The 14272-nt window shown below is 68.5% G+C and carries 13 protein-coding genes and 2 pseudogenes; 8 read left to right on the top strand and 7 right to left on the bottom strand.

Annotation, left to right across the window (positions count from 1 at the left end; translation table 11 throughout):
* Nucleotides 1-50: 50 nt before the first annotated feature.
* Entirely contained in the window at nt 51-962 is a 912-nt protein-coding gene (locus ACIF80_RS24950) for an IS982 family transposase (protein WP_399808497.1), read from the top strand.
* 294 nt (nt 963-1256) lie between these two features.
* Here ACIF80_RS24950 and ACIF80_RS24945 read toward each other — a convergent pair.
* Nucleotides 1257-2185, bottom strand: a pseudogene (locus ACIF80_RS24945) (amino acid transporter); the annotation flags it as partial.
* Between the two features lie 115 nt (nt 2186-2300).
* On the opposite strand from ACIF80_RS24945, the gene ACIF80_RS24940 reads away from it, so the two are divergent.
* Nucleotides 2301-2615: a Beta-galactosidase C-terminal domain gene (locus ACIF80_RS24940; protein WP_399808495.1), complete on the top strand. Its 315-nt coding sequence runs from the start codon at nt 2301-2303 to the stop codon at nt 2613-2615.
* Between the two features lie 160 nt (nt 2616-2775).
* Here the strand turns inward: ACIF80_RS24940 and ACIF80_RS24935 are convergent, their stop codons facing one another.
* The 6 genes and pseudogenes from ACIF80_RS24935 to ACIF80_RS24910 all read right to left on the bottom strand — a co-directional run bounded on the left by ACIF80_RS24935 (nt 2776) and on the right by ACIF80_RS24910 (nt 8465).
* A complete protein-coding gene (locus ACIF80_RS24935; protein WP_399808493.1) occupies nt 2776-3609 on the bottom strand; it encodes an HpcH/HpaI aldolase/citrate lyase family protein in 834 nt (277 codons plus the stop codon).
* On the bottom strand, nt 3606-4475 hold the full coding sequence (locus ACIF80_RS24930) for a hypothetical protein (RefSeq protein ID WP_399808490.1): 870 nt from the start codon (nt 4473-4475) through the stop codon (nt 3606-3608). Before ACIF80_RS24930 ends, ACIF80_RS24935 begins: the two co-directional genes overlap by 4 nt.
* A 20-nt stretch (nt 4476-4495) precedes the next feature.
* Complete coding sequence (locus ACIF80_RS24925) at nt 4496-5872, bottom strand: MFS transporter (protein ID WP_399808489.1); 1377 nt, start codon at nt 5870-5872, stop codon at nt 4496-4498.
* A 56-nt stretch (nt 5873-5928) separates the two neighbouring features.
* Nucleotides 5929-6428 (bottom strand): annotated as a pseudogene (locus ACIF80_RS24920) (aldehyde dehydrogenase family protein).
* 237 nt (nt 6429-6665) lie between these two features.
* Nucleotides 6666-7460, bottom strand: a complete 795-nt coding sequence (locus ACIF80_RS24915) for an alpha/beta fold hydrolase (protein WP_399808487.1) — start codon at nt 7458-7460, stop codon at nt 6666-6668.
* A 51-nt stretch (nt 7461-7511) separates the two neighbouring features.
* Nucleotides 7512-8465, bottom strand: coding sequence for a LysR family transcriptional regulator (locus tag ACIF80_RS24910; RefSeq protein WP_399808484.1), 954 nt, complete (start codon nt 8463-8465; stop codon nt 7512-7514).
* Nucleotides 8466-8596: 131 nt separating this feature from the next.
* Between ACIF80_RS24910 and ACIF80_RS24905 the strand changes: the two genes are divergently transcribed.
* The 6 genes from ACIF80_RS24905 (at nt 8597) to ACIF80_RS24880 (ending at nt 14255) form a co-directional block, all read left to right on the top strand.
* Nucleotides 8597-9808 (top strand): CaiB/BaiF CoA transferase family protein, encoded by a 1212-nt coding sequence (locus ACIF80_RS24905; RefSeq protein WP_399808481.1) that lies wholly within the window; start codon nt 8597-8599, stop codon nt 9806-9808.
* A gap of 43 nt (nt 9809-9851) precedes the next feature.
* Nucleotides 9852-11018 (top strand): acyl-CoA dehydrogenase family protein, encoded by a 1167-nt coding sequence (locus ACIF80_RS24900; protein WP_399808478.1) that lies wholly within the window; start codon nt 9852-9854, stop codon nt 11016-11018.
* Nucleotides 11015-11797, top strand: coding sequence for an electron transfer flavoprotein subunit beta/FixA family protein (locus tag ACIF80_RS24895; RefSeq protein WP_399808476.1), 783 nt, complete (start codon nt 11015-11017; stop codon nt 11795-11797). Before ACIF80_RS24900 ends, ACIF80_RS24895 begins: the two co-directional genes overlap by 4 nt.
* Nucleotides 11798-11852: 55 nt before the next feature.
* A complete protein-coding gene (locus ACIF80_RS24890) occupies nt 11853-12815 on the top strand; it encodes an electron transfer flavoprotein subunit alpha/FixB family protein (protein ID WP_399808473.1) in 963 nt (320 codons plus the stop codon).
* 625 nt (nt 12816-13440) lie between these two features.
* Entirely contained in the window at nt 13441-13860 is a 420-nt protein-coding gene (panD, locus tag ACIF80_RS24885) for an aspartate 1-decarboxylase (RefSeq protein ID WP_399808470.1), read from the top strand.
* 44 nt (nt 13861-13904) lie between these two features.
* Nucleotides 13905-14255, top strand: a complete 351-nt coding sequence (locus tag ACIF80_RS24880; protein WP_399808467.1) for a GNAT family N-acetyltransferase — start codon at nt 13905-13907, stop codon at nt 14253-14255.
* Nucleotides 14256-14272 lie beyond the last annotated feature (17 nt).

Genomic DNA, 14272 nt, shown 5'->3' with positions numbered 1-14272 from the left:
TTCCGGAGAATCGCCTGCGCGGCTGGAAAGAGGAAACCCAACGTCAGTGTGTGAAGACAGAGTTGGACTCCCTCGCCACCGCACTTTATGTGAAGACCGACGATCTGCTGAAGGAATCGCCGCAGTGGGCCCCGTGGCGGCCGGCCGTGGGTATCGCGCCGCGGCTCAGCGACGCGGAGCTGGTGACGCTGGCGATGATGCAAGCCATGTTGGGCTTCACCTCCGAGGCCCGGTGGCTGCGGCACGCCCGCGCTCACCTGCGTCATTTGTTTCCCTGCCTGCCCCAGCAGCCCGGCTATAACAAGCGGTTGCGTAAGGCGGCTGATCTGATCCGGCGCCTTACCCGCACGCTGGCCCGCGACACCACGCTGTGGACCGACGATGTGTGGGTGGTGGACTCCACGCCGGTCGAATGCGGCCGCTCCCGCGAGACCGTCAAACGCTCCGACCTGGCGGATTGGGCCCAGTACGGGTATTGCGCCAGCCACTCGCGCTACTTCTGGGGACTACGGCTGCACCTGGTGTGCACCCTGCACGGCCTGCCGATCGCCTTCGCATTGACTGGAGCCAAGGCTGACGAGCGCGAGACGCTGCTGGACCTGCTCGCCGTCGAACCACAGCTCACCGACGAACGGCCAGGACAGACCGTGATCGGCGACAAGAACTACTTCGGTCGCGACTTCGAGCAGCAGCTGACCCATCTGGGCATCCGGCTGCGGCCTACCCGCAAGAGCGAGGCCGAGCGGCCCGGATCGCATCTGTTCAAGCCGCTGCGGCAGGTTATCGAATCGGTCAACGAGACCTTCAAGGGCCAGCTCGACCTCGAACGACATCGCGGCCGCACCCCCGGCGGCGTGGTCGTCCGCATCCTGCAGCGCATCCTCGCTCTCACCGCCGCCATCTGGCACAACGACCACACCGGCCAGACGACCAGACGCGCACTCACCGCCTATGACCACTGAACCCCTTGGAATCGATCATCCAGAGGGTCTTGCTGGCAGACGTCTGATCGGCGGCGTCACAACAGCCTGACTCGCACGAAGCGCAGGCAGGGAGCCTTCTTCTCATAGTGGACCGATGTTGTTCACGATCTTCGAGTCCGATGCGTGCCAGTGTAGAGTGAAGAACGCCCTTGACCTGCAAAAAGCAGGCAGGGAGCCGTTCCTCAGGAGTCCAAAGTGCTGCGTACTCTGTTCAAGTCCAAGATTTAGTGTTTGGGTGTTTCCGCAGGTCAGAGTCCTGGCAGCCGCCTCCTGGAGGAAGAAGCGCAGGAAGTTGGCGAAGGGGTTGCCCTCGGTCCACTCGAAGTAGATGTGCGGGATGGCGCGGGTTGTGTCGCGGACGTGCACGAGCAGGGCCGCCAGGGCATCGGGGATGGAGAAGGACTCCAAGGTGAGGACGCGGTAGCGGTCGTGCATGACCTCGCCGCGTACCGTCAGACCCGCCTCGAACTCGGAGGGGTCGGTGACCGTGACCTCGACGAAGACGAAGTCTTCCTGCTCGGGCAGGTCGTTGTCGGTGCGGATCTGCTCCATCTTGTCGCGGTACTCGGCCTTGTCGCGCCGGTCGGGCTCGTTGGCGATAAAGCGGATCTTGCGGCTGGCTACGTCCCGGACGAAACGTTGCGCCATGTCGTCCAGCGTCACGCTGGTCACCCGGAGCTCGAAGGCGCGCAGCAGCCGAGAGAGCAGGGAGATCAGGACGATACCGGCGATGAAGCAGGAGCCGATCTTCACGCCGTCCGGCCGCTCGATGACATTGACGACCGTCGTGTAGAGGAACACCGCCGAGATGACGCCGAAGCCGATGGTCCAGCTGCGCTGCCCGGCCTTGCGGGCGGCGATGGTCACGGCGATCGCGGCGGAGCTGATCAGCACGAGGACGCCGGTGGCGTAGGCGCCGCCCTGAGCGTCCACGTCGGCATCGAAGATCCAGGTGACCAGGAAGCCGACCAGGGTGAAGACGATGACCATCGGGCGGACGGCGCGGGCCCAGTGGGGGCCATACCGTAGCGGGGCAGGTAGCGCGGCATCAGGTTCAGCAGGACGGCCATCGCGGAGGCGCCGGCGAACCACAGGATGAGGATGGTCGAGGCGTCGTAGACCGTGCCGAAAGCGTTGCCCAGGTAGTCGTGCGCCAGGTAGACGAGGGCGCGGCCGTTGGCCTTGCCGCCCTCCTCGAACTCCTCAGGCGCTGAGCCGAGCGTGCGACACCGGGCTCCCCACCGCGTACTGGCGGCGGTGACGGTGTGCCGCTCGGGCGCGGCCGCCGAGCGAATCGCCGGCGCTGCACTCGCGCGCATGGGCCGACGGCCCGCTGGCGGGCCGCCCGGCCGTCACCCGCCACGACGTAGGCGACGGCTCCGCCTGGTACGTCGCCCACCCGCCCACCCGCCCACCCGCCCGGACGCCCACCCGCCCGGGGCGTCGCGGACGTCGTTGACGCCCTGCTCACGACGGCACGCGGACGACGGCTCCCGCTTCCTCTTCGTCATCAACCACACCGACGACACCGCCGAGGTACCGGCCCACGGGCGTGAACTCCTCCACGACCGTGACGTCGCTGGACGACTCGTTCTGCCGCCGCTGGACACGGCCGTTGTACACGAACGCTGACACCGGTCCGTCCGGAACCCCGGTCGGGACGTCGCGTGCTGCTCTACGGGGCCAACGCACACGCCGGGGTGGGGCGCTGCCTCAACCACCGCCCCACCCCGGTTTCCCACACCGCACGTTGCGTTCGGGCCCCGGTGCGGATCGGTGCCCGAGGGCGCGTCTAGCCCGCGGTGTGTGGCTCTGCAACCCGGGCCAGGATGCCGCGGGCCCGCTCCACTACCGGCTTGTCGACCATGTGGCCGTCCACGGTCGTGACCGACTCCCCGGCGTCGACGACGGCCCTGGCCCACCTGATTTCGCTGTCGGTGGGGGCGAATCCGTCGGATACCGGACCGATCTGGGTGGGGTGGATGCACAGTTTGCCAGTGAAGCCCAGACGGCGGGCGTGCCCAGTGTCGGAGGCGAGAGCGCCCAGGTCGCGTACGGCGGTGGTGACGCCGTCCACCGGCGGCAGGATGCCGGCTGCCGCCGAGGCGAGTACCACCCGGCTGCGGGCGTACGTCAGGGCCAGGCTGTCATCGGGGGCGACGCCGAGTTGGGCGGCCAGGTCGACGTTGCCGAAGGCGAGTCGCACGACTCCCCGAACGGAGGCCACATCGTGTGCCCGCTCGACGCCAAGTGCCGTCTCGACGAGTGGAATCAGAGGGCAATGCCCGGCGGTGCGTGAGGCAATCTCGCCGAGCACGGCGGGGTCCTCGGCCTTCGGCACCATCACCGTGCAGCCGCGCTCGGCGGCCATGGCGAGGTCCGCCTCGAACCAGGGGGTACCCGGCGCGTTGAGGCGTACGACAGTCCGATCGTCCAGGCCAGGCCAATCGGCGGCAGCCTGCCGGGCCTGCTCCTTCTGGTCGGCGGCGACGGCGTCTTCCAGGTCGACGATGACGAGGTCGGTGCCGGAATGGACGGCCTTGTCGAAGCGGTCGGGGCGGTCGCCCGGAACGAAGAGCAGTGTGCGGGCGGCGGCGACGAGCCGGGACTTCTCGGGCATGCTCATGCGAACGTCACCTCGGCGGTGGCATGCCGCGGGTCCCGGTGGGTGGCGGCCTGGAGCCGGACCGTGCCGCCGGACTCAGTGCCCTCGGCGACGAGGTGCTCACCGGCGAACACCGGCCGGCGCAGTCGGAACGAGAGCGAGCGCACTTGTCGTCCGGGTGCGTTGCGGCGGACCACGTCGAGCATGAGCAGGGCGAGCAGCGGGCCGTGCACGACGAGGCCGGGGTAGCCCTCTGTGTCCCGGCAGTAGGGGGCGTCGTAGTGGATCCGGTGGGCATTGGCGGTCAGGGCGCTGAGGCGGAAGAGCAGAATCGGATCAGGCTGAAGGCGCAGGTGCCAGGGGTTCTCGGTAACGGGGACCGAGCGCTCGTCGATGGTGGACGGGTGCTCTCCGGCGCCGCTGCGCCCGGAGCGGTAGACGATGTCCTGTTCTTCCACCATGCACAGGCGGCCCGACTGGCGGAACTCCTGGCGTTCGGTCACGAAGAGCAGTTCGCCGGTGCGGCCCTGCTTGGGAGTGACGGCGGCGAGACTGCTGACGCGCTCGGCCGGTTCACCGAGGCGCAGCGGTTCGATGATTTCGCAGCGTCCGCCGGCGAACATGCGCTGTCGGTCGGGAACGGGCGGAAGGAACCGGGCGTCGCGCAGGTGACCGTCGGAGCCGAGTTCGCGCTGGGCGGGCCAGTGCAGGAAGTGAAACCACTGCCACAGCGGGGGCAGCGGATCGCCGGGCCGTGCGGCCGGACGGGGCAGGTCCAGGAGGGCGGACACGGCGGTGGTGGGGGCCGGGTCCATGGGGTCGTGCGCGGTGACGGGGCCGGGGTTCCACGTCTCCACGTAGGAGCTGAGCGGGGCGGCTGAATGCATGGTGGAGGCGACCTCGTGTTTCAGGAGAGCGGTGCGGTCTTCGACGGCCGCGGGGCTGCGGCGGAGGACTGAGTCGCATCGAGGTGAGAGGCCCGGGAAGGTTCCCTGACCAGCAGGGTGACCAGGAACGTCAGGCCGACGCAACCGGTGACGTACCAGAAGAAGAGGTTCTCGTGCCCGGCGTTCTTCAGGGCGAGTGCGACGGGCTCGGTGAGGCCGCCGAACGTGGCGGTGACCAGTGCGTGCGGCAGGCCCACGCCGAGGGCTCGAACCTTGGTGGGGAACATCTCGGCCTTGATGATGGCGGCCAGCGCGGAGTAGCCGGTGACGAAGGTCAGCGCGAGGGTCATGAGCAGGAAGGCCACCCAGGGGCTGCCGGTCCGGCCGAGAAGCGTCATCAGCGGCACGGTCAGCACCATGCAGCCGCCGGAGAAGGCGAACATGATGGGGCGGCGGCCGACGCGGTCGGACAGGGCGCCGACGGCAGGCTGCAGCAGCATGTAGACGAACAGTGCGGCGAAGCCGATCACGGTGACCGTGGACTTCGGTATGCCGGCTGTGTTCACCAGGTACTTCTGCAAGTACGTGGTGTAGGTGTAGAAGGCGACTGTGCCGCCGATAGCGAGGCCGAACACCGCCAGAAGCTGGCGCGGGTACTCGGTGAACAGCGCGATCAGGCCCTTGCGTTCACGGGCATCGGGGCCCTGGACAGCCTTGCGGGCCTGTTCCCGCTCGAAGTGCTCCGACTCCTCCATGGTGCGGCGCAGATACATCACGATCAGGCCGGCCGCGGCACCGATCACGAACGGGATGCGCCAGCCCCAGCTGTGCAGCTGGTCCTCGCTGAGCACGTTCTGCAGTCCGATCGCCACGGCCAGAGCGGCGAGCTGGCCCATGACGATCGACACGTACTGGAAGCTGGAGTAGAAGCCGCGCCGTCCCGGGGGAGCGACTTCGGAGAGATAGGAGGCGCTCGACCCGAATTCGCCGCCGACGGACAGGCCCTGGGCCAGCCGGGCCAGGACCAGGAGGGCCGGGGCCCAGAAGCCGATGGCGTCGTGTCCGGGCGCGAGGGCGATGGTCAGTGACCCGGCGCTCATCAGGGTGACCGACAGGGTCAGCGCCCGCCGCCTGCCGAAGCGGTCGGCGTAGGCGCCGAGCAGCCAGCCGCCGAGGGGACGCATCAGGAAGCCAACGGCGAATACGACTGCCGTGGACAGCAGTTGGGCTGTTTGGTTCCCTTCGGGGAAGAAGACGGACGCGAAGTAGATGCTGAAGGTTGCGTAGGCGAACCAGTCGTACCACTCGACCAGGTTGCCCAGACAGCCACGCATGACGTTCGTGGTGACGCGTTTGCGGTCGTGCGTGGGTGGTGCGGGGGTGCGGCTCTGCGACATGCGAAGCTCCGTTGCTCTTGTCGCCCGGGGAGAGGGAATGCGGCTCGGACGGGGTGTCAGCGCAGGACGAAGGGATTGCCGGCGGAGGCGCCGGTATTGGTCCAGACGCTCTTGTCTTCCAGGTGGGCGGTGATCGGGTCGACACCGTTCTCGCGGCCGACGCCGGAGTCCTCAACACCATCGAAGGGCGCCAGATAGCTGACGGCGCGATAGGTGGTGACCCAGACGGTGCCGGAGTGGACGCGCTCCGCCATGCGGAAGGCACGGCCGATGTCGGCCGTCCACACCCCTGCGCCCAGGCCGTAACGGCTGTCGTTGGCGATGGCGACGGCTTCGTCCTCGTCGGTGAAGGGGATGACCGCGAGACGGAGCCGAAGACCTCCTCCTGGGCGATGTGCATGTCGTTGCGGACGCCGGTGAAAACGGTGGGCTCGACGAACCAGCCGTTGCCGCACTCTGCCGCGGTGGGGGCGGAGCCGCCGAGTGCGAGCCGGGCGCCTTCCTCGCGGGCGATGCGGAGGCAGTCGAGCACCTCGGCGTGCTGGGCGGGTGTCATGACGGGCCCGACCTGGGTGTTCTCGTCCATCGGAAGGTTCGGCTCATCCGTGGCGACCTCCGTCCACTCGGTGGCTCAAGTGCCACACATCATGAGCAGTGATGCAGCCAGCTGAACAATAGAAATGCGTGATGGGACCATGTCTGCATCGCATGGAGGGGGCGAGAGCAGGACGCGGCCGGAGCCATCACCCGGAACAGGTAAGGGCTCGGTCGGCCCGCCGCGCCCTGTCGCCTCTCAGCTCAAGAAGTCACGGACCAGGGCGCCGGCCTCCGGCCGGCATTCCTCGAAGTAGGCGTGCCGGGCTCCGGGGAAGAGGTGGGTCCGGGTGTCGGGGATGCGGCCGGCGAGCAGGGCGACGTTGTCGGCGGGCGTGAGCCGGTCGTGGTCACCGTGGAGGATCAGGGTGGGCGCTGTGATGGAGGGAAGGGCTTCCCAGGCGTTGTGCTGATCGCTGGCGAGGAGATGACCGCGGCGGGCGAGTGGAGGCATCGTCGGGTCGCCCAGGGTGTGGTGAGGACCGGAGTGCCTCGCGAGCCAGCCGGGGCTGTACATGAGGTCGGTCAAGGTCTGCCGTACGGCTTCGGGATCGGCCTGGGCGAGGGACCGGCGTACCGACGTGTCGCGTTCGACGGCGTGGGGCCCGCCGGGTGATGTGCACCCTAGGACGAGGCGCCGGACGCGGCCTGGGTGGCGGGCGGCGATCCACTGGGCGACCCGGCCGCCCATGGACGTTCCGTAGACGTCGGCTCGCTCGATCCCCAGTGAGTCGAGGACGGCGACCACGTCCTGTGCGAAACGAGGGGTGGAGTAGCCGTCGCACGGTTTGTCGCTCGTGCCGGTGCCGCGGTAATCAAGGGTGATCGTCCGGTGGGTCTTGTCGAAGTCGCCGCGCACGCCGTCCCACCAGTGGTGATTGTTCGCCTGGCCGGCCAGGAGCACGAGCGGGCGACCGGTGCCGCGGCTCTGGTAGGCCACAGCGATTCCGTCGTCGGTGCGCGCGAACGAGGTGCCGTGGTCTTCCGTGGTCATGCTCTCCTCGCAGGGGAGTGGAATCGGTCATCCTCGGGTGACGGGGCGCCGTCACCCGTCCGCCGCGGCGTCTTCGGATGTCTGCAATTCGGCGGAAGGCCATTGCTCCTGCGAGACGGCCGTCGTGATCCGGCCGACCAACGCCCGGGCGACGACCGCGACGGCCGGGGGCACGCGTCCGTACCGGGCGGTCCCCAGGACGATCGACCGCCAGACGTCGGGCTCACACAGGGGTGCGGCGCTGAGGCTGCCGTTCGCCACGTCCTCGGCGATGCCGACGCCGGGCAGGATCGTCCAGCCGTGTCCCGCCAGGACCAGCTGTTTCTGTACACGCATGGAGTTGGTCTGCACAGTGACCCCCATGGTGCTGTCCGACCGGGCCGCCGCCGCGTCGATCAGCGTGCGCAAGGCATGGCCCGAGGCCGGCATGACCAGGGGGTGCGCCGCTACCTCCGCGAACGCCACCGGGTTGTCGGCGCGCAGACCGGCCGAGGCGGGCGCGACCGCCCACAGGCGCTCCCGTACCAAGGGCCGGGCGTTGAGTGACGGGGTGCTGTCCAGGTTGTAGAGCAGCGTGAGGTCGAGGTCGCCTTCGTCGAGCCATTGCTGAAGATGACCGGAGTAGCCGGTCATCAGACGCAGATCCACCCCGGGATGCGCTCTGCCGACAGCTGCGACCAGCTGCTCGGCGAGAAGATCGCTCGTACTCTCCAGCAGGCCGACTGTGACGATGCCGGTCACTTGCCCGGAGCGGGGCTGAACCTCGGCTCGCGCCCGCTCCAGTTCGCTCAGGGCCCTGCGAGCCCGGTCGACCATGATCTGGCCGGCGTCGGTGGGGCGCATGCCCTGCCTGGTGCGCTGGAAGAGGGGGACGCCGAGTTCCTCCTCAAGGGTGCGGATCTGCCTGGTGACGGCGGGCTGCACCAGGTGCAGCAGCTCGGCTGCGCGCGTGACGCTGCCCACCTCGGCCACCGTGACCAGCGCCTTCAGCTGCTTGACGTCCATCCGGGGTCGCCCTCCTCAACACATCCGCAGTGCGTATGGCGTCATCAAAAATCGCTATTTCACTTAGCCGGGAATGAATGTTCATGATGGTACGCCAGTCCGGGTCAACGACACCTTCCGGAGGTCGACACATGGCCGACAATTCAGCGCCGCCCGCCGGTGGTCTCCCCTTGTCCGGCGTCACCGTCGTGAGTATCGAGCAGGCGGTGGCCGCACCCTTCGCCACCCGTCAGCTCGCCGACCTCGGCGCACGGGTGATCAAGGTGGAGCGGCCGGGTGGGGGCGACTTCGCCCGCCGCTACGACACGACGGTGCACGGCGAGTCCAGCTACTTCGTGTGGCTCAACCGCTCGAAGGAGTCGGTGACGCTCGACCTGAAGTCCGAAGAGGGACGCGAAGTCCTGGAACGACTTCTGGCGCAGGCGGACGTGTTCGTCCAGAACCTCGCCCCCGGTGCCGCGGCCCGCATGGGCCTGAGTGCCGACGACCTGGCGCGGCGGTTCCCCTCGCTGATCCCGTGCTCGATCTCCGGATACGGCACGAGCGGTCCCTGGGCCGACCGCAAGGCGTACGACCTGCTCGTCCAGTGCCAGACCGGCCTTGTCTCCCTCACCGGAAGCGCTGAGGAAGCAGCCCGCGTGGGAGTGTCCATCGCCGACATCGCCGCCGGCATGTACGCGTACAGCGGCATCCTCACCGCCCTGCTCACGCGGGCCACACAGGGCTCCGTCCGGGCCGTCGAGGTCTCGCTGTTCGAGGCGCTGGCGGAGTGGATGGGCCAGCCCGCCTACTACACGGCGTACAACGGCGCTCAGCCCCCGAGGGTCGGGACCCAGCACGCCACCATCGCCCCCTACGGCACCTACACCGCCGCCGACGGCACGGACGTCCTTCTCTCCGTGCAGAACGAACGCGAATGGGCTGCCCTGTGCGAGCACTTCCTGGATACCCCCGGGCTGATCGACGACCCGCGCTTCGCCACCGGGTCCGCACGAGTCAGCCATCGCCGGGAACTGAACGCCATTCTGGCGGAGCGTGTCGCCGCCTCGGACGGCGAGGAGGTGATGAAGCTGCTGGACACGATCGGCATCGCCAACGCGCCGGTCAACGACGTCAAACAGTTCCTCGACCATCCCGTACTTGCCGGTCGGGACCGCTGGCGGCGGGTTCGGATCCCGGGCGGTGAGACCGTCGCGGCCCTACTGCCGCCGGTGGACCTGACCGGCACCACTCCGCGCATGGATGCCGTCCCTGCCCTCGGTGAGCACACCGAGCAGATCCTCATCCAGCTCGGATACGACACCACCCGGATCGACGCGATGCGAACCGCCGGCGCCGTCTGACGCTCGGAGCGAACACCGGCGTGAACCACAGCAAGGAGGCCCCATGAGCACTCTCGACATCCTGTCCGAGGACGAGCAGTTCATCGTCCGGACGGTGCACGACTTCGTCGTCAAGGACGTCAAGCCCGTCGCGCAGGAACTCGACCACACCAATACCTACCCCGAGACACTCATCGAGCAGATGAAGGAACTCGGCATCTTCGGCCTCGCGGTGCCCGAGGAGTACGGCGGTACTCCCGTCTCCACCCCCTGCTACGTGCTCATCACCGAGGAGCTGGCCCGGGGCTGGATGAGCCTGGCCGGCGCCATGGGCGGCCACACCGTCGTCGCCAAGCTGCTTCTGCTCTTCGGTACCGAGGAGCAGAAGCGACGCTATCTGCCGAGGATGGCCACGGGCGAGGTGCGTGCCACCATGGCACTCACCGAACCCGGTGGTGGCTCCGACCTCCAGGCCATGCGCACGGTCGCCCGCCGTGACGACGAGGGCTACCTCGTGAACGGCGCGAAGACCTGGATCACCAACTCCCGACGCTCCCAGCTGATCGCCCTCCTGTGCAAGACCGACCCCGATGCCTCCCCCGCCCACCAGGGCATCTCCATCATCCTCGTCGAGCACGGTCCCGGACTGACGATCTCCCGCGACCTGCCGAAGCTCGGATACAAGGGAGTTGAGAGCTGCGAGCTGTCTTTCGACGACTACCGCGCCCCGAGGGATGCCGTACTGGGGGGTGTGGAGGGCAAGGGGTTCGCCCAGATGATGAAGGGCCTGGAGACCGGCCGTCTCCAGGTTGCCGCCCGCGCACTGGGCGTCGGCCGGGCCGCACTGGAGGACGCGCTCGCCTACGCGCAGGAACGCGAGTCGTTCGGCAAGCCGATCTGGAAGCACCAGTCCGTCGGCAACTACCTGGCTGACATGGCGACCTCCCTCACGGCGGCCCGCCAGCTCACGCTCTACGCGGCCCGTGAGGCCGATGCCGGCCGGCGCGTGGACATGGAAGCGGGCATGGCCAAGCTGTTCGCGTCCGAGACGGCCATGCAGATCGCTCTCAACGCCGTCCGCATCCATGGCGGTTACGGCTACTCCACCGAGTTCGACGTGGAGCGCTACTTCAGGGACGCGCCGCTGATGATCGTCGGCGAGGGCACCAACGAGATCCAGCGGAACGTCATCGCGAGCCAGCTGGTCAAGCGAGGAGGACTCGAGGCGTGAACATCGTGGTGTGTGTGAAGTACGTGCCCGACGCCACCGGCGACCGGCACTTCGCCGATGACCTGACCGTCGACCGGGACGATGTGGACGGTCTGCTCTCCGAGCTGGACGAGTACGCGGTCGAACAGGCGCTGCAGATCTCGGAGAACTCGGACGACGACGTGGAGATCACCGTGCTGACGGTGGGCCCCGAGGACGCCAAGGACGCGCTGCGCAAGGCGCTGTCCATGGGCGCGGACAAGGCGATCCACGTCGAGGACGACGACCTGCACGGCAGTGACGCCATCGGCACCTCCCTGGTTTTGGCCAAGGCGATCGAGAAGGCCGGCTACGACCTGGTCGTCTCCGGCATGGCCTCCACCGACGGCGTCATGGGTGTCGTACCGGCGCTGCTCGCGGAGCGCCTGGGCGTGCCGCAGGTCACCCTGCTGTCCGAGGTCTCGGTCGAGGACGGCACCGTGAAGGGCCGTCGTGACGGCGACGCCGCCTCCGAGAACCTGGAGGCCTCCCTCCCGGCGGTCGTGTCGGTCACCGACCAGTCGGGCGAGGCCCGCTACCCGTCCTTCAAGGGCATCATGGCGGCCAAGAAGAAGCCGGTGGAGTCCTGGGACCTGTCCGACCTCGACATCGAGGCCGAGGAGATCGGCCTGGAGGGCGCCTACACCACGGTCGACGGCGCGGCTGAGCGTCCGGCCCGCACGGCGGGCACGATCGTCAAGGACGAGGGCGAGGGCGGCAAGCAGCTCGCTGAGTTCCTCGCGGGCCAGAAGTTCATCTAGGCCCCGCAGTCGCGATCCGTCCCTCATCTTTCGCAAGCAGGAGAGAAGAAGTCCCATGGCTGAAGTTCTCGTCTACGTCGACCACGTGGACGGCGCCGTCCGCAAGCCGACCCTGGAGCTGCTGACGCTGGCCCGCCGCGTCGGCGAGCCGGTCGCTGTCGCGGCGGGCAACGGCGCCGGTGACACCGCCGCCACCCTGGCCGAGCACGGCGCGGTGAAGGTCCTGACCCACGAGGCCGCCGAGTACGCCGACTACCTGGTCGTGCCCAAGGTGGACGCCCTGCAGGCCGCGGTCGAGCAGGTGTCCCCGGCCGCTGTGCTGGTGCCGTCCTCCGCCGAGGGCAAGGAGATCGCCGCCCGCCTGGCGCTGCGCCTGGGCTCCGGCATCATCACCGACGCCGTCGACCTCGAGGCCGGCGACGAGGGCCCGGTGGCCACCCAGTCGGTGTTCGCCGCCGCCTACACCACCAAGTCCCGCGTCTCCAAGGGCACCCCGGTCATCACGGTCAAGCCGAACAGCGCGGCCGTCGAGGCCGCCCCGGCCGCCGGCGCGGTCGAGGCCCTGAACGTGACCTTCTCCGCGCAGGCGACCGGCACCAAGGTCACCGGCCGCACCCCGCGCGAGTCGAGTGGCCGCCCGGAGCTGACCGAGGCCGCGATCGTGGTCTCCGGTGGCCGCGGCGTCAACGGCGCGGAGAACTTCGCGGTCATCGAGGCGCTCGCCGACTCGCTCGGCGCGGCCGTCGGTGCCTCGCGTGCCGCGGTGGACGCCGGCTGGTACCCGCACACCAACCAGGTCGGCCAGACCGGCAAGTCCGTCTCGCCGCAGCTGTACATCGCCTCCGGCATCTCCGGTGCGATCCAGCACCGGGCGGGCATGCAGACCTCGAAGACCATCGTGGCGGTCAACAAGGACGCCGAGGCGCCGATCTTCGACCTCGTCGACTACGGCGTCCTCGGCGACCTCTTCGACGTCGTCCCGCAGCTCACCGAGGAAGCGAAGTCCCGCAAGGGCTGAGGCTCAACCCTCAACGCCAGAAAGCGTTTGACACACCTTGCCGCGATCCTCGTGTCGCTGGGCCCGCGTTGGACTACGGCGGATCACTGAAGCACCTGTCTTTGCCGGAGGTGGTGTCTTTCGAACTACCTCCTCATCGCCTTTTCATGTACATGACATGGGCGAGCCGTAACCATGGTCATGAGGATCGCTGGTTTGGCTGACCGGCGATCCGCGGCTGTGTTGGCGCGCCTTCGGCCGCTGAGATTCCTTGATGACCCATGGGTGCCTGTTCCTCTGAGACTGAGTGGACGGGGCCTGGGCCTGTGACCCATGGCGGCGTGTGGCCCGACGTCCAGTCGACTGCCTTCGCCACTGACTACCGCCCAGAACGCCTGAGTGGCGGTGATCACGCACGCCGTTTTGGAAGGCGCTGCGTAGGCTTGGGGGCGTCGTGAGGGCTCCGGGGAACGGGCCTAGCCTTCCTGCAGCTACCTGACGATGCATCAGAAAAGTCGGCAAGTGGTCAGCATGAGTCCTGAGAGACCTGGGGGAAGCTGCCCGGACATGCGACTCGTTGTAGAGTGTGGAAACAGCCCTTGACCTGCAAAAATGCAGGCAGGGAGCCGTCTTTCAGGAGTCCAAAGTGCTGCGCACCATGTTCAAGTCCAAGATCCACCGCGCCACCGTCACCCAGGCCGACCTGCACTACGTGGGATCCGTGACGATCGACGCCGACCTGCTCGACGCCGCCGATCTGCTGCCCGGTGAGCTGGTGCACATCGTCGACATCACCAACGGTGCCCGGCTGGAGACCTACGTCATCGAGGGGGAGCGAGGCTCGGGTGTCGTCGGAATCAACGGGGCCGCCGCGCACCTCGTCCACCCCGGGGACCTGGTGATCATCATCAGTTACGCTCAGGTGACCGACGCCGAGGCGCGGGCGCTGGAGCCCCGGGTGGTGCATGTGGACGGTGACAACCGCATCGTCGCCCTGGGTGCCGACGCGTCCGAACCGGTGCCGGGGTCGGATCAGCAGCGCAGCCCGCAGGCCGTCAAGGCCTGACCGGCGCGGACGGCAGCAGTCAGAAGCAGGAGCGTGATGCGTCCATGAGCGACATCGAGATCCGCGACGACCGGGCGGCGGGCCGTCTGGAAGCGTCGGCGGGCGACGGCGAGGTCGTCGGCCGGATCGAGTACTTCGTCCTCGAGTCCCCCGAGCGCGCGATCGTGCCGGTGCACACCGTCGTCGAGTCCGCCCACGAGGGCAAGGGCATCGCGGGCTCCCTGGCCCGAGAGCTGTACACCATCGCCGCCCGCGAAGGTGTGGTGGTCGCCCCGCTCTGCCCGTACGTCGTCAAGTGGGCCGAACGCCACCCCGACCAGGCCGCCCCGCCCGCCTCCCCGGAGCTGATCCGGGCGGCGAAGGCGTGGCTGGCGGCGCACCCCGAGCACTTCTGATGTCGCCGGACGCCCCC

Source organism: Streptomyces sp. NPDC085927, assembly GCF_044540975.1.
In the GTDB taxonomy this organism is placed as follows: domain Bacteria; phylum Actinomycetota; class Actinomycetes; order Streptomycetales; family Streptomycetaceae; genus Streptomyces; species Streptomyces hirsutus.
This window is presented reverse-complemented; position numbering and strand designations above follow the sequence as displayed.

Bases quoted from the DNA above. Each gene is read 5' to 3' on its own strand.
- ACIF80_RS24905 (WP_399808481.1), top strand. From the start codon at position 8,597: ATGGCCGACAATTCAGCGCCGCCCGCCGGTGGTCTCCCCTTGTCCGGC.
- ACIF80_RS24925 (WP_399808489.1), bottom strand. From the start codon at position 5,872: ATGTCGCAGAGCCGCACCCCCGCACCACCCACGCACGACCGCAAACGC.
- ACIF80_RS24915 (WP_399808487.1), bottom strand. From the start codon at position 7,460: ATGACCACGGAAGACCACGGCACCTCGTTCGCGCGCACCGACGACGGA.
- ACIF80_RS24940 (WP_399808495.1), top strand. From the start codon at position 2,301: ATGGGCCGACGGCCCGCTGGCGGGCCGCCCGGCCGTCACCCGCCACGA.
- ACIF80_RS24930 (WP_399808490.1), bottom strand. From the start codon at position 4,475: ATGCATTCAGCCGCCCCGCTCAGCTCCTACGTGGAGACGTGGAACCCC.
- ACIF80_RS24890 (WP_399808473.1), top strand. From the start codon at position 11,853: ATGGCTGAAGTTCTCGTCTACGTCGACCACGTGGACGGCGCCGTCCGC.
- ACIF80_RS24910 (WP_399808484.1), bottom strand. From the start codon at position 8,465: ATGGACGTCAAGCAGCTGAAGGCGCTGGTCACGGTGGCCGAGGTGGGC.
- ACIF80_RS24935 (WP_399808493.1), bottom strand. From the start codon at position 3,609: ATGAGCATGCCCGAGAAGTCCCGGCTCGTCGCCGCCGCCCGCACACTG.
- ACIF80_RS24900 (WP_399808478.1), top strand. From the start codon at position 9,852: ATGAGCACTCTCGACATCCTGTCCGAGGACGAGCAGTTCATCGTCCGG.
- ACIF80_RS24880 (WP_399808467.1), top strand. From the start codon at position 13,905: ATGAGCGACATCGAGATCCGCGACGACCGGGCGGCGGGCCGTCTGGAA.